16 protein-coding genes are annotated in these 19,522 nt (G+C 64.8%); 6 read left to right on the top strand and 10 right to left on the bottom strand.

All coding sequences use genetic code 11. The features are described 5' to 3' along the window. Positions 1-144 precede the first annotated feature (144 nt). The 5 genes from ltrA to BMY22_RS03005 form a co-directional block, all read right to left on the bottom strand. Positions 145-1,836, bottom strand: coding sequence for a group II intron reverse transcriptase/maturase (gene ltrA, locus BMY22_RS03025; protein ID WP_090619467.1), 1,692 nt, complete (start codon positions 1,834-1,836; stop codon positions 145-147). 1,032 nt (positions 1,837-2,868) lie between these two features. Then, positions 2,869-4,509: a chaperonin GroEL gene (groL, locus tag BMY22_RS03020; protein WP_090619466.1), complete on the bottom strand. Its 1,641-nt coding sequence runs from the start codon at positions 4,507-4,509 to the stop codon at positions 2,869-2,871. A 46-nt stretch (positions 4,510-4,555) separates the two neighbouring features. Continuing rightward, positions 4,556-4,849: a co-chaperone GroES gene (locus BMY22_RS03015; RefSeq protein ID WP_089167450.1), complete on the bottom strand. Its 294-nt coding sequence runs from the start codon at positions 4,847-4,849 to the stop codon at positions 4,556-4,558. Positions 4,850-5,163: 314 nt separating this feature from the next. Beyond that, the gene (locus BMY22_RS03010) at positions 5,164-5,631 is read right to left on the bottom strand and encodes an FxsA family protein (RefSeq protein ID WP_090619464.1); all 468 of its coding nucleotides are present in this window, start codon (positions 5,629-5,631) and stop codon (positions 5,164-5,166) included. A gap of 68 nt (positions 5,632-5,699) precedes the next feature. Then, the gene (locus BMY22_RS03005) at positions 5,700-6,431 is read right to left on the bottom strand and encodes a HugZ family pyridoxamine 5'-phosphate oxidase (protein WP_208599222.1); all 732 of its coding nucleotides are present in this window, start codon (positions 6,429-6,431) and stop codon (positions 5,700-5,702) included. A gap of 113 nt (positions 6,432-6,544) precedes the next feature. Between BMY22_RS03005 and BMY22_RS03000 the strand changes: the two genes are divergently transcribed. From BMY22_RS03000 to BMY22_RS02990, 3 genes are read left to right on the top strand one after another with little or no spacing between them, the layout of a single operon-like run. Beyond that, a complete protein-coding gene (locus BMY22_RS03000) occupies positions 6,545-7,303 on the top strand; it encodes an SDR family oxidoreductase (RefSeq protein ID WP_090619460.1) in 759 nt (252 codons plus the stop codon). A 40-nt stretch (positions 7,304-7,343) separates the two neighbouring features. Next, positions 7,344-7,757, top strand: a complete 414-nt coding sequence (locus BMY22_RS02995) for an MGMT family protein (protein WP_090619458.1) — start codon at positions 7,344-7,346, stop codon at positions 7,755-7,757. Continuing rightward, entirely contained in the window at positions 7,747-9,294 is a 1,548-nt protein-coding gene (locus BMY22_RS02990; RefSeq protein ID WP_090619457.1) for an AmpG family muropeptide MFS transporter, read from the top strand. The genes BMY22_RS02995 and BMY22_RS02990 overlap by 11 nt, the downstream gene beginning before the upstream one ends. An 83-nt stretch (positions 9,295-9,377) precedes the next feature. On the opposite strand, the gene BMY22_RS02985 is transcribed toward BMY22_RS02990, so the two are convergent. Beyond that, positions 9,378-9,857, bottom strand: coding sequence for a YajQ family cyclic di-GMP-binding protein (locus BMY22_RS02985; protein ID WP_090619455.1), 480 nt, complete (start codon positions 9,855-9,857; stop codon positions 9,378-9,380). A 156-nt stretch (positions 9,858-10,013) separates the two neighbouring features. Here BMY22_RS02985 and BMY22_RS02980 point away from each other — a divergent pair, with 156 nt between their 5' ends. From BMY22_RS02980 to BMY22_RS02970, 3 genes are read left to right on the top strand one after another with little or no spacing between them, the layout of a single operon-like run. After that, positions 10,014-10,964: a putative 2-dehydropantoate 2-reductase gene (locus tag BMY22_RS02980; protein WP_208599219.1), complete on the top strand. Its 951-nt coding sequence runs from the start codon at positions 10,014-10,016 to the stop codon at positions 10,962-10,964. A gap of 45 nt (positions 10,965-11,009) precedes the next feature. Further along, positions 11,010-13,025, top strand: coding sequence for a sensor histidine kinase (locus BMY22_RS02975; protein ID WP_090619454.1), 2,016 nt, complete (start codon positions 11,010-11,012; stop codon positions 13,023-13,025). Positions 13,026-13,052: 27 nt separating this feature from the next. Further along, complete coding sequence (locus BMY22_RS02970) at positions 13,053-13,631, top strand: cob(I)yrinic acid a,c-diamide adenosyltransferase (RefSeq protein ID WP_090619452.1); 579 nt, start codon at positions 13,053-13,055, stop codon at positions 13,629-13,631. On the opposite strand, the gene BMY22_RS02965 is transcribed toward BMY22_RS02970, so the two are convergent. The 4 genes from BMY22_RS02965 to secA form a co-directional block, all read right to left on the bottom strand. Beyond that, the gene (locus tag BMY22_RS02965) at positions 13,632-14,573 is read right to left on the bottom strand and encodes a Nudix family hydrolase (protein WP_090619451.1); all 942 of its coding nucleotides are present in this window, start codon (positions 14,571-14,573) and stop codon (positions 13,632-13,634) included. It abuts the gene before it with no gap. Then, complete coding sequence (locus BMY22_RS02960; protein ID WP_090619450.1) at positions 14,570-15,214, bottom strand: glutathione S-transferase family protein; 645 nt, start codon at positions 15,212-15,214, stop codon at positions 14,570-14,572. The genes BMY22_RS02965 and BMY22_RS02960 overlap by 4 nt, the downstream gene beginning before the upstream one ends. 76 nt (positions 15,215-15,290) lie before the next feature. Beyond that, positions 15,291-16,508, bottom strand: a complete 1,218-nt coding sequence (argJ, locus tag BMY22_RS02955; protein ID WP_090619449.1) for a bifunctional glutamate N-acetyltransferase/amino-acid acetyltransferase ArgJ — start codon at positions 16,506-16,508, stop codon at positions 15,291-15,293. A gap of 153 nt (positions 16,509-16,661) precedes the next feature. Beyond that, positions 16,662-19,394, bottom strand: coding sequence for a preprotein translocase subunit SecA (gene secA, locus BMY22_RS02950; protein ID WP_090619447.1), 2,733 nt, complete (start codon positions 19,392-19,394; stop codon positions 16,662-16,664). Positions 19,395-19,522 lie beyond the last annotated feature (128 nt).

Here is a 19,522-nt window from a genome sequence, read left to right as displayed (position 1 = left end):
AAGTCGGGGCGTCTGGGAAGCCGTTCACCCTGCCAGGCAGAGCTTCAGGCCGGGAGCGGAACGGCTCGCCTGTCGGGTAAGGGGCGACCATTGCTGGCCACCCCTCCCCTAAGAACTGTACGTGCGAGTTTCCCCGCATACAGCTCAAGCCTTTGTAAGCCCTTTCTCAATCGAAAGAGCCGGTGCCGCACTGTGTAGCTGTCGATGACAGTTGGGATGCAACAGCACCAGATTGTCCAGCTCGTCGCCTCCGCCCATGTGCCGCTCGATGATGTGGTGGATGTTCCACCCCGTCTCGAACGTGATCAACTGCTTGCACATCGGGCAGCGCTTGTTCTGGCCAAGCCACAGCCTCAGCGTTCTCCGTTTCCCCTCGTCCGATCTCCGCCAGGCGTATTCCAGCCTTTCCTCGAAGTACATCTCGTCTTTCGGGTCGTACGGATTGGCCTCCGCTCTGGTTTTCTTGTGCCGCTGTATGGTCGTGTCGTCGGCGTACAGCAATGTGGCCAGTTTGCCGCTGGGATACTGCCCGGAGAATACCCAACTGCGCGTACCGATGCGCTTGAAGTATTTCTCCTTGATCCAGCGTTTGCAGCGATTTCCATGTCGCCGCCTGCACCACCGCCACAACAACTTCCATATCCGGTAATCCACGTAATTGAAGGTCTTCTTGGCGACTATCGGCCGATGATAGTTGGCCCAGCCCCGGATGACCGGGTTGAGCTTGTCTATCAACAGACTGGCCGGAGCCGTCTTGTTTCCCTCGATCAACGCCTTGACCTTGGCCAGGAATGCCTTGACGTTCCGGTGGGCTGGCTTGATCAGCAGCTTGTCACCGTACTTGCGGACATTCTGCCCGAGGAAATCGAACCCCTCCGACACATGCGTGAACAGCGTCTTTTCCGCCGCGAGGCTCAACCCGCGCTCCGCCATGAAGGCGGCGACGACGGGCTTCACCTCATTCACCAGCAGCTCTTTCGAGATGCCGGTGATGACGAAATCGTCCGCATACCGCACATAGTTGACCTTGGTCTTGTAGCTGGCTTTGGTGTTGCGTTGCCCGAATCGCGATTCGAGCGCCTTTTCCAGACCATCAAGCGCCAGGTTGGCCAGCACCGGCGAGATGATGCCTCCTTGCGGAGTTCCCGCCCCGGTGGGGTTCAATTGGCCGGATTCCAGGTATCCCGCCTTCAGCCATTTCCGTAAGACCGCCTTGTCCAGCGGGACGTTGGCGATCAGCCAGTCGTGACTGATGTTGTCGAAACAGCCTTTGATATCCCCTTCCATGACCCACTGCGCAGAGTGCTTGCGACCGAGGTTGACGAACAATTGCTCGATTGCATCCGCCGTGGAACGGTGAGGACGAAAGCCATAGGAATTCCGGTCCGCCGTGGTCTCGGACACCGGTTCGAGCGCCAGCAGGTATAACGCCTGCATGGCCCGATCCAGCATCGTCGGTATTCCCAGCGGTCGGCGCTGGCCGTTGGCTTTGGGGATGTACACCCGCCGCAACGGCCTGGGCCGGTAGCCCGTGCGCTGTAACCGAAAAATAGCCTTCCATTTGCTTTCAGGCGTGCTCCAGGTTTCCCCGTCGACGCCCGGAGTCCTGCGACCCCGGTTTTCAGTGACCCGTTTGACCGCCAATGCCTTGGCGGCGAACGAGCGGACCAGCATGCGCTGCAAGGTTTTCACCTGCCGCCATTGCCGATTCTTGGCTGCCTTCGCGATCCGTACCTGTAGCCCTCTCACCCGCCGATGACTGGTTGCCCAGTCGATCGTGTGCCAACTGCTGGCCGGGAGGGAGGACGCAGGTACTTCCTTTTCAGACGCACTCATCTTGCTTTCCTCCAAAGAAGATTTCCCCGGAGGAGCAGCGGACGCACGTCGCCCTTGCGGGGAGTGAGTTCACTACCCCGCGAGGGATTTCTGTTCAGACGCCGCCGGTCGGACCGAACGACGCCAGCTTTTATGGCTTTACAAGCCTTTTCGCGATCAAAGACCAGTCGGAAGTGGGCACCCTTTCGGGTCGGGGCAACGGCCCCTATCCAGCCCCGTTACAGGGCGGCATTCGCTTTTTCCGACCTCCTTTACCCGCACTTTCAACAGCCTTCCTTGCGGTCGACCTGCCCCCGCTCTACCAGCCAGTGGCGAAAATACGGGCTTACCGAGTTCCATAACCATCACAAGAGTGGGTTAGGCCCTGCCTGTTCACCGGTGACTCGATGTCAGCGTGTCCCCAGATGTAAGAGGGACAACCAGTCACGCACCCTTTTGGTCGAAGCCTGTCAGCAACTTTGGCTCCATGCGGTTGACGGTGTTTATCAGCAGTTCACTTACGTTGGCCGTACCACCCAGCCTAGCGCCTCGCCCGCGTGTTGCTCGCAGGGTCTGCATGGCGCCTCGCGGCGACCACACACCACAGACATCATGGGGCTACATTGTCAGGACGCTTCGCACCCCGCCGTTACCGGCGACGCACTGTCCCTAGGCTACTTTCTGGCTGAACAGAAGGTCTCGTATCCCGGCTACCTTGCGGTTTTCGGGTGAGACAATGACAGCTATGGCTTGCGCCCTACGGATAGGAGCAGCCAGCTTTTGGACACGATCTCCCATACCTCCCCTGTACTCAAAACGCGAAATACAGGCTCAGTACGAATATCGTTTTATGGTCCCCACGGTGGAAGACCGGATATTTAGGCAACGAATTGCCGAATCCTTAGCGCCTTGACGGCACCCTGAATCCGGGCTTTTGTCGCCCGGATCTCGGGTTTTTAGAGCTGTTTTGCGGGAAAAGCGGCCACCAACCATGTGGTGACCGCCTAGGATGTAGCCCGCTAGGTACTCCTACCTATAGCGACTCTCGTTGCACTACATCATGCCGCCCATGCCGCCCATGCCGCCCATGTCCGGCATGGCCGGAGCCGGCTTGTCTTCGACGATGTCGGCGACCATGGCTTCGGTAGTGATCATCAGGCTGCCGATGGAGGAAGCGGCCTGCAGTGCGGAACGGGTGACCTTAGCCGGGTCGAGGATACCCATTTCGATCATGTCGCCATAGGTATCGGTCGCGGCGTTGAAGCCGAAGTTGCCGGAGCCCTGCTTGACCTTGTCGACCACCACGCTCGGCTCACCGCCAGCGTTGGCGACGATCTGGCGCAGCGGCGCTTCGACGGCACGACGCAGCAGAGCGATACCGACGTTCTGGTCTTCGTTGTCGCCCTTCAGGCCTTCGATGGCCTGCAGGGCGCGCACCAGAGCCACGCCGCCGCCGGGGACCACACCCTCTTCCACTGCCGCACGGGTCGCGTGCAGGGCGTCTTCGACGCGGGCCTTCTTCTCTTTCATCTCGACTTCGGTGGCAGCGCCAACCTTGATCACGGCAACGCCACCGGCCAGCTTGGCCAGACGCTCCTGCAGCTTCTCGCGATCGTAGTCGGAGGAAGTGTCCTCGACCTGCTTGCGGATCTGCGCAACGCGGGCCTCGATGTCAGCCTGAGCACCGGCCCCGTCGATGATGGTGGTGTTTTCCTTGTTCAGCACGACGCGCTTGGCGTTGCCCAGATGCTCCAGGGTGGCGCTTTCCAGGCTCAGGCCGACTTCCTCGGAAATCACGGTGGCGCCGGTCAGGATGGCGATGTCCTGCAGCATGGCCTTGCGGCGGTCGCCGAAGCCCGGAGCCTTCACTGCGGCGACCTTGACGATACCGCGCATGTTGTTGACCACCAGGGTGGCCAGGGCTTCGCCTTCGACGTCTTCGGCGACGATCAGCAGAGGGCGGCCGGATTTGGCCACAGCCTCCAGCACCGGCAGCAGTTCGCGGATGTTGGAGATCTTCTTGTCGACCAGCAGCAGCAGCGGGTTGTCCAGCTCGGCAACCATGGTGTCGGGCTTGTTGATGAAGTACGGCGACAGGTAGCCGCGATCGAACTGCATGCCCTCGACGACGGACAGGTCATCTTCCAGACCCGAACCTTCCTCGACGGTGATCACGCCTTCCTTGCCGACCTTTTCCATGGCTTCGGCAATGCGCTGACCGATGGACTCGTCGGAGTTGGCGGAGATGGTGCCCACCTGGGCGATCGCCTTGGAGTCGGTGCACGGCTTGGCCAGCGACTTCAGCTCGGCGACGATGGCGTGGGTGGCCTTGTCGATACCGCGCTTCAGGTCCATCGGGTTCATGCCGGCGGCAACGGCCTTCAGGCCTTCGTTGACGATCGCCTGGGCCAGCACGGTGGCGGTGGTGGTGCCGTCGCCCGCCTCGTCGTTGGCCTTGGAAGCCACGTCTTTCACCAGTTGGGCGCCCATGTTCTCGAACTTGTCTTTGAGTTCGATTTCCTTGGCTACGGACACGCCGTCCTTGGTGATGGTCGGTGCGCCGAAGCTCTTGTCCAGGACCACGTTGCGGCCTTTCGGGCCGAGGGTGGCCTTGACGGCATCGGCCAGGACGTTCACGCCTACCAGCATCTTCTTGCGGGCGGAATCACCGAACTTGACTTCTTTTGCAGCCATTTTGATCGTTCCTCAATCTTGGATTTTCTACGGAGACTCGCGGGAATCAGGCTTCGACGACGGCGAGGATTTCGTTCTCGCCCATCACCAGCAGATCTTCGCCATCGACCTTGATGGTGTTGTTGCCGGAATAGGGGCCGAACACCACCTTGTCACCGACCTTCACGGCCAGCGGACGGACTTCGCCGTTGTCCAGCACGCGACCGGTGCCGACAGCGACGACTTCGCCACGGTTCGGTTTCTCGGCAGCGGAACCCGGCAGCACGATGCCACCTGCGGTCTTGGTTTCTTCTTCGCTGCGACGAATCACGACGCGGTCATGCAGAGGACGAAGCTTCATTGTCGATCTCTCCTAGTTTTCTATCGTTTCAGCAACCGATGCCTTCATCGGCCCGTTGGTAAAAGCCGGCATCGCCGGTTGCGGCCCGCAGCGCGGGACCGCAGAAGACAGCCTGTCGTCCGACAGGAACCTTGCGGTGACCGCTAGATGTGGGCGCTCAAGGGCATTTCAAGGGTACCGGAGAAAAATTTTCACTCTGCCGGGTGCAGCGTGGAGGAAAAGCAAGGCGTGCGAAACCAGCCGAACCGGCACCGCGGAGAAGGAGCCCGATCCTTGGGCAAAGGCCCCAGGATCGGGCTGAGGAAAGGAGCGACTCAGTCGTCCCGGCGCTCGTACTCGCCTTCGATAACGTTGGGCCGGGAGGCATCCGGGCGGGACTGCCCGGAGCGGGCGGCCAGATCGTCGAAGAAGGCCCGCTGGCGCAACGCCTGCTCTTCGGCGCGCCGCCGCAGGCGAGCCAGCAACAGGCGACGGGTGAAGGGCAGCAGGCAGGGCACAGCCAGCAGATCACTGACGAAACCTGGCAGCAGCAGCAGGCCGCCACCGATGGCGATCAGCAACCCTTCGAGCACTTCCTGCTCCGGCAGTTCGCCGCGGGCCAGCCGCTCGCGGGCGCGCCAAGCGGTCGCCACACCAGCAACACGCAACACCAGCCCCCCCACCAGCACGCCGAGCACGATCAGCAGCAACGTCGGCAGGACGCCGATCGCCGAGCCGACCTTGATCATCACGGCCAGTTCGAGCAGGGGGAACAGCAGAAACAGCAGTAGAAAAGCACGCATCAATGGTTTTCCCGGGCGGAAGGACGCCTTCCGGTTCCTACACTAAATGAGTCCATCCCGCAGCCAATTCAAGCGTCGCCCAGCCCAGCGACCGGCCAGACCTCGGCGTGGGCCAGCTGTACCAAAGCCTGGCGCACCATGGCGGGATTGTTACAGGGTGTTGGCAAGGGTAACCAATACAGCGCCTGGCCGATGCGCAGATGGAAACCTTCGCTGTCGATGCCGACCATCTCCGCCGGCTCGTCGACGGGCAGTCCGGCCAGCTCGACATAGTGGGCGAGAGCCTCGGCATGGTCGCGGTTCATGTGCGCGATCATACCGGCTTCGACCTCACCGGCGAAGGGGTTGGCCAGTTCCACCCCCTCCAACCAGTGGATCGAACCGAAACCACCGATGAAACGCCAGCGCACCGGCTCCATCACCCAGAAATCGAAGTCGTGGGCACGATGATAGTTGCGCGCGGCCGGGAAATAGCGGTAGTAGCGGGCGGCGGCAGCTTCGATCTGCGCTTCGTCCAGCAACTGCCGGGCTTCGGCCACGAGCGTCAGGCGTCCGGTGGCCTGCACGTCGAGTGCCCCTCGCTCGCCGACCAGCAGCGAGCACCTGCCGTCGGCCTGGAGATTGCGGGTGTGCTGGGCGATCCGGCTGATCAGGATCAGCGGGCGGCCCGTCGCATCCAGGCAGTAGGGCACCGCCGATCCGAAAGGAAAGCCAGGGAGGCTCTGGGACAGGGTTGCTAGCGCTCCGCGGTACTCTTTGAGTAATAATTGCCGGGCATCCTTTAGGTCCTTCACCTTCACGCTCACCTTAATGACTCCTCGCCGAAGATCCGCCGTAGTGGACAGGTGCCCAGCATAACGACTAATGGCACCGGCAAGGCAACAGTGAATCCATCCCAAATGAGGGATAGCAGATGCAACTGAACGACAAGACCATCATCATCACCGGGGGTTGTCAGGGGTTGGGACGGGCCATGGCCGAATATCTGGCGGCGAAGGGCGCAAGGCTGGCACTGGTCGATCTCAGCCCGGAAAAACTCGACGCCGCCGTGGCGGCCTGTCGGGCAGCCGGCGGCGAGGCACGGGCCTATCTGTGCAATATCGCCAACGAGGAACAGGTCATGCAGATGGTCGACCAGGTGGCGAAGGATTTCGGGGCGATCAACGGCCTGGTGAACAACGCCGGCATCCTTCGCGACGGCCTGACCGTCAAGGTCAAGGATGGCGAACTAAGTACGCTGAGCCTGGCCCAGTGGCAGGCGGTGATCGACGTCAACCTGACCGGCGTATTCCTCTGCACACGGGAAGTGGCAGCGAAGATGATCGAACTGGGCAACCGTGGCGCAATCGTCAACATCTCATCCATTTCCCGAGCCGGCAACATGGGCCAAGCCAACTACTCGGCAGCCAAGGCCGGGGTGGCAGCCGACACCGTGGTCTGGGCCAAGGAACTGGCCCGCTATGGCATCCGCGTCGCAGCCATCGCCCCTGGCTTCATCGAAACCGAGATGACCGCCAGCATGCGCCCCGAGGCGCTGGACAAGATGACCGCCGGCATTCCGCTCAAACGCATGGGCAAGCCTGCGGAAATCGCCCATGCCGCGACCTTCATCTTCGAGAACGACTATTTCACCGGCCGCATTCTCGAACTGGATGGCGGACTGCGCCTGTAGAATGGCAGGCTCCTGGCAAAGCCCCGGAGCCGTTCCCCCGATGCCTCCCACCAACGTACCCAGTCACCCCTTCGAATCCGCCCCGGAGCACGCCGCCGACCGCCGGCAGGCCCTGTACCAGACCCTGGCCCAGGTGCCGGCCGGCCAGGTGGTGGGCTACGGACAACTGGCCGAACTGGCCGGACTCGGCCGGGCCGCCCGCTGGGTCGGCCGCATCCTCGCGCAATTGCCGGCAGACACCGGCCTGCCCTGGCACCGCGTGGTCGCCGCCGAGGGCCGCCTCAGTCTGCCGGCGGGCAGCCCCGCCGGTGACGAGCAGCGCGCCCGCCTGCGCGCGGAGGGGCTGACCGTTCGCGACAATCGCGTGGATATTGGCCGGCACGGCTGGCGTCCGAATGGCGCTGCGGTTAGAGTGCGCCCTTTGCACGACACCGCGAAGCCCCATGTCCCATAAACCTTGGCGCGATGCCCTCGCCGCCTATGCCAGCCCCGCCACCCTGGCCCTGTTGCTGCTTGGCTTTGCCGCCGGCCTGCCGTACATGCTGGTGTTCTCCACCCTGTCGGTCTGGCTGCGCGAAGCCGGCGTCGCCCGTCAAACCATCGGCTACGCCAGCCTGATCGGCCTGGCCTACGCCTTCAAATGGATATGGGCGCCCCTGCTCGACCAGTGGCGCCTGCCGCTGCTCGGCCGTCTCGGCCGGCGGCGCTCCTGGCTGCTGCTGTCACAGGCACTGGTCACCGTGGGACTGGCCGGGATGGCCCTGTGCGATCCGCAGCAGAGCCTGCCCTGGCTGATCGCCCTGGCCGTGCTGGTCGCTTTCGCCTCGGCCACCCAGGACATCGCGGTAGACGCCTACCGTCTGGAAATCGCCGAAGGCAGCCGCCAGGCCGCCCTGGCCGCCAGCTACATGGCCGGCTACCGGGTATCCGCCCTGCTGGCCACCGCCGGCGCCCTGTATTTCGCCGACTGGTTCGGCTCCACCAGCGAGTTCTACAAGCCCGCCGCCTGGACCTCCACCTATCTGCTGTTCGCCCTGCTGATGCTGCCCGGCATGAGCACCACCCTGCTGATGCGCGAGCCGTCGGTACCGCTGCAGACCCAGCAAGAGGCGGCGCGCTACAGCTTCAACCACCAGATGCTGTCGATCCTGGTGCTGATCGTGCTGATGGTCTCGGTACCGGCGACCTTCACCCAGCTCTACAACAGCGACATCCTGCTGGTGCTGCAGGGCCGCATGGGCGTGGTCGAGCTGATCGGCGAGGACCGCGCCTTCCTGCGCTTCCTGCTCTACCTCATCCTCACCACCCTGTGCCTGTCGACCATGGGCCGGCGCAGCCTGGCGCCGGTGCTGACTCCGATCAGCGACTTCATCCATCGCTATCGCTGGCAGGCCTTGCTGCTGCTCGGCCTGATCGCCACCTATCGGCTGTCGGATACGGTGCTCGGCGTGATGGCCAACGTGTTCTACATCGACCAAGGCTTCAGCAAGGACCAGATCGCCAGCGTCAGCAAGCTGTTCGGCCTGATCATGACCCTGCTCGGCGCCGGCTTCGGCGGCCTGCTGATCGTCCGCTTCGGCATCCTGCCGATCCTCTTCATCGGTGGCGCAGCCTCTGCCGCCACCAACCTGTTGTTCCTCATGCTGACCAGCATGGGGGCCAATCTCGAAATGCTGATAGTGACCATCTCCTGCGACAACTTCAGCTCCGGCCTGGCCACTTCGGCCTTCGTCGCCTACCTGTCGAGCCTGACCAGCCTGAAGTTCTCCGCCACCCAGTACGCCCTGCTCAGCTCGATCATGCTGCTGCTGCCACGGCTGATCGGCGGCTATTCCGGCGTACTGGTGGAAAAGCACGGCTACGGCCAGTTCTTCCTGTTCACCGCCTTGCTCGGCGTACCGACCCTGCTGCTGATTCTCTGGCAGTCGCGGCAGCAGCCGCTCGGCCCCGAGCCCCTGGAAGACGGCGATGCCGTGACCGAGCGCTCCTGACCCGCGGTCCGATCGCCAATGCAATCGCCCCGGCCTGAGCGGAGCGGTTGCACAGGCCACGGCGTCCCGAGGCCCTGAGCGGGTCAGTCGCGGAAGTTGTCGAACTGCAGCGGCATGCCCAGCTCCTGGGTACGCAGCAGCGCGATGGCCTCCTGCAGGTCGTCGCGCTTCTTGCCGGTAACGCGCACCTGCTCACCCTGGATCGCCGCCTGCACCTTGAGCTTGGCGTCCTTGATCAGCGCGACGATCTTCTTCGCCAGCTCCTTGTCGATACCTTCGCGCAGGTCCACTTCCTGCTTGACCACCTTGCCCGAGGCGTAGGGATCCTTGTACTCCAGGCACTGGATATCGATCTTGCGCTTGATCAGGGCCAGCTTGAGGATCTCGATCATCTGCTCGAGCATGAAGTCGGCCTCGGCGGTCAGGGTGACCGTCTTCTCCTTGAACTCAAAGCTACCTTTGCCGCGCAGGTCGTAGCGACGGTCCAGCTCTTTGATCGCATTGTCGATGGCATTGGTGACTTCGTGCTTGTCCAGTTCGGACACCACGTCGAACGAGGGCATGGAATTCCTCCAGTTTAGGGCGCGGCCGGCATCGCGGCGGGCGCCTGGCTTGACGGTTGAAATGGCCGCTTATTATAACGGTTCGATCGTGGCGCATCGCAGGGCCGCGCCACCGCGCGCCCCTGCCTTTGCCCACCCCAACCAACGAGTCCTGCCATGCCCCTCTCCCCGCTCGATGTTCCCCCGTTCCCGGTCGGCGAGACGACCTGGCATGTGCTCGGTGCCGGCAGCCTGGGCAGTCTCTGGGCCGTGCGCCTGGCCCGCGCCGGCCTGCCGGTGCGGCTGATCCTGCGCGACCCGCAGCGATTGGCCGCCTACCGGGCCACCGGCGGCCTGCGGCTGGTGGAGGACGGTACGGAACGGCTGTATCCGATCCCGGCCGAAAGCCTCGACGCCACGACGCCAATCCACCGCCTGCTCCTGACCTGCAAAGCCTATGACGCAGCACCGGCGGCCGAGCGCCTGGCGCCACGCCTGGGAGCAGACGCCGAACTCGTCCTGCTGCAGAACGGACTCGGCAGCCAGGACGCGGTGGCCGCCCGCTTACCGGGACGCCGCTGCCTACTCGCCTCGACCACCGAGGGCGCCTTCCGCGACGGTGACTTCCGGGTGGTGTTCGCCGGCCGCGGACATACCTGGCTCGGCGATGCGGGCCGTCCGCCGGACTGGCTGGACGAGCTGGCCGCGGCCGCTATCCCTCATGCCTGGAGCGAGGAGATCCACAGTCGGCTGTGGCGCAAACTCGCCCTCAACTGCGCGATCAACCCGCTCAGCGTTCTGCACGACTGCCGCAATGGCGGCCTGCGGGAGCATGCCCGGGAAGTCGCCGCGCTCTGTACCGAGCTGGCCGAACTGCTGCGCGGCTGCGGGCAGCCAGCTGCCGCCGAGGGACTGCTGGAAGAGGTCGAACGTGTGATCCAGGCCACCGCGGCGAACTATTCGTCGATGCACCAGGACGTGGCCCGCGGTCGACGCAGCGAGATCGCCTACCTGCTCGGCCATGCCTGCCGCGAGGCCAGCCGACGGCAGCTGCGCCTGCCCCGCCTGGAGGCGCTGCAGCAGCGTCTGCAGCGGCATCTGGCCGAGCGTGGATTGCCGGTCGACTGAAGCCCGCGCTAACCTGCCCGCTCACTCCCCTGCCGCGTGGTGCCCATGGGTCTGCGTCAGCGCCTCGAAAACCTGCCGGTCGGCCGCAAGCTCCTGGCGGCCCTGATAGTCCTGCTCGCCACCGTGCTGCTGCTGGCCAACCTGGCCTTCATCAGCGCCGCCTACTGGATCTCCCAGCAGAGCATGACGCCTCAGGCACTGGGCGCCCTCGGCCAGTTGATCGCCAGCCCGCCACTCGCCCGCCAGGCCCTCGCCTCTCCGGAAGCGGCCTGGGAGGTGTTGCAGCGCCTGGAGCCCTACGCTCCGCTGCGCAGCGCTGCCCTCTATGGCAGCGACGGACGGCTGCTCGCCCAACTGCAGAGGCACGACGCCCTGGACCTGCCGAAACACGCCGATAAGCTGCCCGCCTGGCGGCTGCTCGAATTCCGGGCCACCCAACTCATCGAGCTACCGCAGCCGGGGCAGCCCCCCGGCCATCTGCTGCTGGTCGCTTCCAGCGAGCTGCCGGTGGCCTTCTACACCGGCACCCTCAGCGCTAGCCTGCTGATCCTTGCGTTCAGCGTGCTGCTCTGGATGTTGGTCGCCCGGCAGATTCGCCGGCTGATCACCCGGCCGATCCGCAAGCTGGAGGAGCTTTCGCGCCGAGTCACCCTTGAGGAGAACTACTCGCTGCGTGCTCAGCGCGGCAACCAGGACGAGATCGGCAGTCTGGCCGATGCCTTCAACACCATGCTGTCGCGCATCGAGGCCCGCGAGCAGCAGCTCAAGCGCGCCCGCGACGACGCCCAGAGCGCCTTCGACCAGGCGCAGACCCTGACCGAGGAAACCCGCCGCTTCAATCGCAAGCTGGAGCTGGAAGTCCAGGTACGCAGCAAGATCGAGAAGAAGCTCACCGGCTTCCAGAACTATCTCAACAGCATCATCGACTCCATGCCCTCGGCGCTGATCGCCCTCGACGAGCAGCTCTACGTCACCCAGTGGAACCAGGAGGCCAGCAGCCTGTCCGGCACCTCCCTGCACGAAGCCCTGAACCAGCCGATCTTTCTCGCCTTCCCGCCGCTGCAGCCGTTCCTCGACCAGCTCAGGCACACTGCCGAACAGCACCGGGTGGAGAAGATCGAGCGCGTCACCTGGCCGCGCAACGACGAGCCCCGCCACTACGCGCTAACCTTCTATCCGCTGATGGGCGGCGGCGGGCGCGGCGTGGTGATCCGCATCGACGACATCACCCAGCGCCTGTCCATGGAGGAGCTGATGGTGCAGTCGGAGAAGATGCTCTCGGTAGGCGGCCTCGCCGCCGGCATGGCCCATGAGATCAACAACCCCCTGGGAGCCATCCTGCACAACGTGCAGAACATTCGTCGGCGCCTCTCGCCGGAGCTGCCGAAGAACCTCGAACAGGCCGAGGAATGCGGCATCGCCCTGGCGACGGTGAACGACTACCTGTCCCGGCGCGAGGTACCGCAGCTGCTCGACGGCATCCAGCAAGCCGGCACCCGCGCGGCGAAGATCGTCAGCCACATGCTCAGCTTCAGCCGGCGCAGCGACCGGCAACTGGCCCCCAGCCTGCTGCCGCCGCTGATCGACCAGGCGCTGGAAATCGCCGGCAACGACTTCGCCGCAGCAGAAGGCTTCGACTTCCGGAACATCCGCATCCAGCGCGACTTCGATCCGAACCTCGGCCCGGCACTGGTCATCGCCAACGAACTGGAGCAGGTGCTGCTCAACCTGCTGAAGAACGCCGCCCAATCCATCCACCAGCGCCAGAACGGCCTGCCCGGGCGCATCATCCTGCGCACCCGTCCCAATCCGCCCTGGGCGGAGATCATCGTCGAGGACAATGGGGTCGGCATTCCCGAAAACGTGCGCAAGCGCATCTTCGAGCCCTTCTTCACCACCAAGGAAGTCGGCCAGGGCACCGGCCTCGGCCTGTCGGTGTCCTATTTCATCATCACCAACAACCACAAGGGACGGATGGAGGTGCATTCGCGGCCGGGCCAGGGCAGCAGCTTCACCCTGCGCCTGCAGCTGGCCGAAACCCCGGAAGGCGCCGAGCTCTGACCCATTTTCTGCAAGGTACGGACAGTCATGGGCAACCGACTCTCGAAGATCTACACGCGCACCGGCGATGCCGGCGAAACCGGCCTGGCCGACGGCCGCCGGGTAGCCAAGGACCATCCCCGGGTGGAAGCCATAGGCGAGGTGGACAGTCTGAACAGCCAGCTCGGCCTGCTGCTCGCCGAGCTGGACGAGCACCAAGAGCGCTGGCCCGGACTCACCGAACTGAGCGAAATCCTGGCACCCTGCCAGCACCGCCTGTTCGATCTCGGCGGCGAACTGGCAATGCCCGCCTACCAGGCTCTCGAAGCGGGCGAGATCGCCCGCCTCGAGGCGGCCATCGACCGCTGGAACGCGGAACTGGGGCCCCTGCGGGACTTCATCCTGCCCGGCGGCTCGCGGTTGATCGCCCTGGCCCATGTCTGCCGTAGTCAGGCACGTAGCGCCGAGCGGCGCTGCCAGCAGTTGAACGCCCTCGAAGCGCTGCGCCCGGAACTCCTCGCCTACCTCAACCGGCTCTCCGACCTGCTGTTCGTCGCCGCACGGCTGATCGCCCGCCGCCAAGGCCGGGCGGAAATCATCTGGCAGACCGCCAGCCCGACAGGCTGATCAGTCTGGCCAGAACCCGCGGATGCCGGCGATACCCTGGGCGCCGGCCCGCCAGGCGCGTGCCAGATCCTGGCTGGCGAGCCCGCCGAGCAGGAATGCCGGGCGATCGAAACCCTGCAGCAGCTCGGTGGCCTGTTCCCACCCCAGGGGGCTGGCCTCGGGATGGCTGCGGGTGGCCTCGACCGGCGACAGGGTGACGAAATCCACCCCCATCTGCGCGGCCAGGGCCAGCTCCTCGGCATCGTGGCAGGAGGCCGCCAGCCAGCGCTCGGCCGGGAAGGGCCGGCCCTTGGCAGCGTATTCGCGCAGCTGGCGGGCGGTCAGGTGCCAGCCGGCGGCTGGGAAATCGCCGAGCCACTCCAGCGGCCCCTTGAGCATCAGTTGTGCCCGTCCGGCACAGAGTCCCTGCACGTCGACCGCCAGGTCGCGGTATTCGGGATCGTACATGTTCGGCGCGCGTAGCTGGACCAGACGGATACCGCCGTCCAAGGCAGCCCGCAGGCCCTGCAGCAGCGCCTGCGAAGAGAGATTGTCCGGCGTGATCAGATAGCGCTCGGGCAGCCGGGCAGCGGCGACGATCGGATAATTGGCGGCGGGAAACTCATACTCCGACAACTGCCGCGGAGCGACCCAGGCCAGCGCCTGACCTTCGGCGCCATGGGGCTCGCCGGCGAAGGCGCCAACCTCCCAGACATCCAGCAGCACGCACTGGTCGGGATAGTCGTGGCGTATCTGGATCAGCGGCCTGGCAGCAGTCACGCGGATGCCCAATTCCTCCTCCAGCTCGCGGGCCAGGGCGGCCTCGACCGCCTCGCCCGCCTCGACCTTGCCGCCGGGGAACTCCCAGAGGCCGCCCTGATGCTTGTCCTCGGGTCGCCTGGCGATCAGCACCCGACCATCGGCGCCGCGGATCACCGCCGCCGCGACATGCACACGCTTCATTCGATCGTCTCCGATTCCTGCAGGGCCGCCTGGTACCAACGCTGGAAGGCCGGCCACTGGTAGAGGGTTTCAACATAGGCCGCCGCCGGCTCCGGCAGGGCCACGGCATAGCCACGCAGACGTGCCGCCACCGGCGCGTAGAAGGCATCGGCGATGCCGGCATGGCCGAACAGGAAGGCACCGTCCGCACCGAAGCGCTGCCGGCAATCGGCCCAGAGCGCGCAGATGCGGCCGATATCCTCCTGCACGGCCGCCGGCAGCGCCTGTGCCAGCGGTTTCGGCTGACGCCGGAGGTCCATCGGCAGGTGGCTGCGCAGCGCGGCAAAGCCGCTGTGCATCTCGGCACACACCGAGCGTGCCACGGCTCGCGCGTATTCGCCGCGCGGCCAGAGATGACACTCACCGTAGGTTTCGGCCAGATACTCGGCGATTGCCAGAGAGTCCCAGATCGGCCCCTCCTCGGTCAGCAGCACCGGCACCTTGCCGGTCGGCGAATGACTCAGCAGGCGGGCGCGACTCGCCTGCTGATACAGGGGAATCCGCACTTCCGTATAGGGCTCCTCGGTCAGCTCCAGCACCAGGGCGGCGCGCATCGACCAGGAGGAGTAGTTCTTGTTACCGATGATCAGGGTCAGGGACATGGCAGTCTCCTTGGCTGCGGGCCGCTCGCGGTGCGAGTGCCGCCGGAAGCCCGCAGCCGGTGGCGCGAGGCGGCGCTTACGTCCGGTACTCGGCGTTGATCTTCACGTACTCGTGGGACAGGTCGGTGGTCCAGATGGTTTCGCTGCAGTCGCCCCGGCCCAGCTCGATGCGGATGCCGATCTCCGCCTCGGCCATCACCGCGGCGCCCTGCTCCTCGGTGTAGGTCGGTGCACGGCCGCCCTGCCTGGCGATGCAAACCTTGCCGAGGAAGACGTCGATCCGGCTCACGTCGAGCTGCGGCACGCCGGCGCGGCCGACGGCGGCGAGGATGCGCCCCCAGTTCGGGTCGGAGGCGAACAGCGCAGTCTTGATCAGCGGCGAGTGGGCCACGGCGTAGCCGACGTCCAGACACTCCTGATAGGTGGCGCCGCCGTTGACCTGCACGGTGACGAACTTGGTCGCGCCTTCGCCGTCGCGGACGATGGCCTGGGCCACTTCCATGCTCACCTCGAACACCGCCTGCTTCAGCTTGGCGAACAGCTCGCCCTTCGCTTCGCGAATTTCCGGCAGCGCCGCCTGGCCGGTGGCGACCAGCATGCAGCAATCGTTGGTGGAGGTATCGCCGTCGATGGTGATGCGGTTGAAGGACTTGTTCGCCGCATCGCGCAACAGGTCCTGCAGCACCGGCTGGACGACCCTGGCGTCGGTGGCGATGTAGCCGAGCATGGTGGCCATGTTCGGACGGATCATCCCGGCACCCTTGGAGATGCCGGTGACGGTGACGGTCACCCCGTCATGCACGAACTGCCGGCTGGCGCCCTTGGGCAGGGTGTCGGTGGTCATGATGCCTTCGGCGGCGATCGCCCAGTTGTCGGCCTTGAGATCGGCCAGGGCGGCCGGCAGCGCGGCCTCGATCTTCTCCACCGGCAGGGGTTCGCCGATCACCCCGGTGGAGAACGGCAGCACCGCCGCCTCCGCCACGCCAGCCAGCTCGGCCAGCCGCAGACAGGTGCGCGCGGCCGCCTGAAGGCCCGGCTCGCCGGTGCCGGCATTGGCGTTGCCGGTATTGGTCAGCAGGTAGCGCACGGGGCCCTGCACGCGCTGCTTGGCGAGGATCACCGGTGCCGCGCAGAAGGCATTGAGGGTGAACACCCCGGCAACCGTGGAGCCTTCGGCGCAGCGCATCACCACCACATCCTTGCGCCCGGGGCGCTTGATGCCGGCGGAGGCAATGCCGAGTTCGAAACCGGGGACCGGGTGCAGGGTGGGCAGAGGGCCAAGACCGACAGCCATGAAGGGCTCCTTCGTAGAGGTTCTGTTGAATGAGCGTACCAGGGGTACGAAAAACGGCTGGAAAAACGCCGCGACCGGTTCGACCGGTCGCGGCGTTGCGGATGCAGCTTTGCGCATACCGAACCTGCTGCGCCGAAACGCAGCCGGGCAACATTAGTTGAGCTGCCCGTGGCAGTGCTTGTACTTCTTGCCGGAACCGCAGGGGCAGGGCTCGTTGCGCCCGATCTTCGGCTCGGGGCGCACCGGCACGGACTCCTCGACAACCTCGAGATCGCCGTCCTCCGTCTGCGGCGCCAAGGCCGAAGCCGCAGCATGCTGGAACTGCATGCGCCGGGCCAGGGCCTCGGCCTCGCGGCGCAGGCGCTCCTCCTCCTCGGCCGGATCCTCGCGGCGAACCTGCACGTGGGAGAGCACGCGGATGGCATCGCGCTTGATCGACTCGAGCAGGGTCTGGAACAGCTCGAAGGACTCGCGCTTGTATTCCTGCTTGGGATTCTTCTGCGCGTAGCCGCGCAGGTGGATGCCGTGGCGCAGGTGATCCATGGTCGACAGGTGATCCTTCCACAGGTCGTCCAGCACACGCAGCAGGATCTGCTTCTCGAAGGTGCGCAGGGCTTCGGCACCGGCAATCTCCTCCTTCTCCCGGTAAGCCGCCAGCAGCGCCTCGAGGAGGCGCTCGCGCAGCGTCTCCTCGTGGAGCCTGTCATCCTCGTCGAGCCACTGCCGCAGCGGCAGCTGCACACCGAAGTCGCCCTGCAGGGTAGCCTCCAGGCCGGCGATGTCCCATTGCTCGGGCAGCGACTGCGGCGGGATGTGCTGGTCGATGGCGGCACCCAGCACTTCCTGGCGGAATTCGGCGATGGTTTCGCCGAGATCCTCGGCCACCAGCAGGCTGTTGCGCATGTGGTAGATCACCTTGCGCTGCTCGTTGGCCACGTCGTCGAATTCGAGCAGTTGCTTGCGCATGTCGAAGTTGCGGCCCTCGACCTTGCGCTGGGCCTTCTCGATGGCATTGGTCACCATGCGGTGCTCGATGGCCTCGCCGGCCTGCATGCCGAGCGCCTTCATGAAATTCTTCACCCGGTCGGAGGCGAAGATCCGCATCAGATTGTCTTCCAGAGACAGGTAGAAGCGGCTCGAGCCTGGATCGCCCTGACGGCCGGCGCGGCCGCGCAGCTGGTTGTCGATGCGCCGGGACTCGTGACGCTCGGAGGCGATCACATGCAGGCCACCGGCCTCGATCACCTGCTGGTGGCGCTTCTGCCAGTCGGCCTTGATCTGCGCGACCTGCTCTTCGGTCGGGTTGTCGAGCGTGGCGACCTCGACCTCCCAGTTGCCGCCGAGGAGGATGTCGGTACCCCGGCCGGCCATGTTGGTGGCGATGGTCACCGCCCCTGGACGACCGGCCTGGGCGATGATCTCGGCTTCCTTCTCGTGATACTTGGCGTTGAGCACCTGGTGCGCAATACCTTCCTTATTCAGCAACAAGGAAACGTATTCGGAACTCTCGATCGAAGCGGTCCCCACCAGGATCGGCCGGCCCTGGGCCTGGCACTCCTTGATGTCGGCGATGATCGCCACGTACTTCTCTTCCTGGGTCAGGTAGACCAAGTCGTTGAAGTCCTTGCGGGCGATCGGCCGATGGGTCGGGATCACCACCACGTCGAGACCGTAGATCTGACGGAACTCGAAAGCCTCGGTGTCGGCGGTGCCGGTCATGCCGGCGAGCTTGTGGTAGAGACGGAAGTAGTTCTGGAAGGTGGTCGAGGCCAGCGTCTGGCTTTCCGCCTGGATCGGCAACCCCTCTTTGGCCTCGATAGCCTGGTGCAGGCCCTCGGAAAGGCGGCGGCCCGGCATGGTCCGGCCGGTGTGCTCGTCGATCAGCAGCACCTGGTTGCCCTGCACGATGTATTCGACGTTGCGATGGAACAGGACGTGCGCACGCAGACCGGCATAGACGTGAGTCAGCAACGGCAGGTTGTGGGCGGAGTAGAGATTGTCGCCCTCGGGCAGCAGGCCTGCACGAGCCAGCAGCTCCTCGATGAACTGGTGGCCCTGCTCGTTCAGCTCGATCTGCCGGGTCTTCTCGTCGACGCTGTAGTGCCCATCCTGGGTGACCACGCCCTCTTCTTCCTCGATATGACGCTTCAGCTGCGGAATCAGGGCGTTGATCTGCAGGTACAGCTGGGAGCTGTCCTCGGCCTGACCGGAGATGATCAGCGGCGTGCGCGCCTCGTCGATCAGGATGGAGTCGACCTCGTCGATCACCGCATAGTTGAGTTCGCGCTGGAACTTGTCCTCCAGGCTGAAGGCCATGTTGTCGCGCAGGTAGTCGAAACCGAATTCGTTATTGGTGCCGTAGGTGATGTCGGCAGCGTAGGCAGCGCGCTTTTCTTCCGGCGGCTGGAACGGGGTGACCACGCCGACGGAAAGCCCGAGGAACTCGTACAGCGGACGCATCCAGTTGGCGTCACGGCGGGCCAGGTAGTCGTTCACCGTCACCACATGCACGCCCTTGCCGGCCAGGGCATTGAGGTAGACGGCCAGGGTTGCCACCAAGGTCTTGCCTTCACCGGTGCGCATCTCGGCGATCTTGCCTTCGTGCAGGACCATGGCACCGATCAGCTGCACATCGAAGTGGCGCATGCCCATCACCCGCTTGCCCGCTTCGCGGGCAACGGCGAAGGCCTCCGGCAACAGCTGGTCGAGGGTTTCGCCCTTGCCGAGACGCTCCCTGAACTCCTCGGTTCTGGTGCGCAGCTGCTCGTCCGTCAGCGCCACCATCTGCTCTTCGAGGGCATTGATCGCCCGCACGGCTCGACGCATGCGCTTGACTTCACGATCGTTCTTGCTTCCAAAGAGCACTCTCAACAAAGGCGCAAACATATCGACAGGTTCTTCCTCACATATGAATGGAGGGCGGGCACGAAGCCGACCCGGCAGCCAAAAACGGCCGCGATGGGAAAAGGGCATTCTACCCGCAAATCCGCTTGGCAAGAAAAGCGGCATCATGC

It is taken from the genome of Azotobacter beijerinckii (assembly GCF_900110885.1).
Taxonomy (GTDB): domain Bacteria; phylum Pseudomonadota; class Gammaproteobacteria; order Pseudomonadales; family Pseudomonadaceae; genus Azotobacter; species Azotobacter beijerinckii.
Note: the sequence above shows the minus strand (reverse complement) of the source record. Positions and strands in the feature narration are given on the sequence as shown.